Origin of the sequence: Bacillus sp. IT-79MI2 (assembly GCF_949768135.1) — a bacterium.
GTDB lineage: Bacteria > Bacillota > Bacilli > Bacillales > Bacillaceae_G > Bacillus_A > Bacillus_A pseudomycoides.
In genome coordinates this window covers 1-288 of the sequence record NZ_CATKPV010000031.1, presented here as the reverse complement: position 1 = coordinate 288, position 288 = coordinate 1, and the positions used below count along the sequence as shown (strand labels likewise).

1 protein-coding gene is annotated in these 288 nt (G+C 31.6%); it reads left to right on the top strand.

Features of this window, described 5'->3' with window-relative positions; translation table 11 throughout:
- Positions 1-288, top strand: a 288-nt coding sequence (locus ACM6HU_RS02060; protein ID WP_414847968.1) for an IS3 family transposase, incomplete at both ends; no start/stop codon positions are given.

Sequence of the window (288 nt, the reverse complement as noted above, 5' to 3'; positions counted from 1 at the left end):
ATCGTAAAATATAACCTAAGAAATATGGTGAGTCACTTATGTAAGATAGCTGGCGTTTCACGTTCTGGATATTATAACTATTTCTCTTTGAAAGCTAGAGAACAACGAAAACAAATGGATAAAAAAGACGAGAAAGTGAAGAGAATCATATTAAAAGCTTTTCATTTTAAAGGACGTCAAAAAGGAGCCCGTCAAATAAAAATGACATTGGAGGGGCAATTTCATATTGTTTACAATTTGAAGCGTATACGAAGAATTATGAAAAAATACAAGATTGTTTGCCAGATT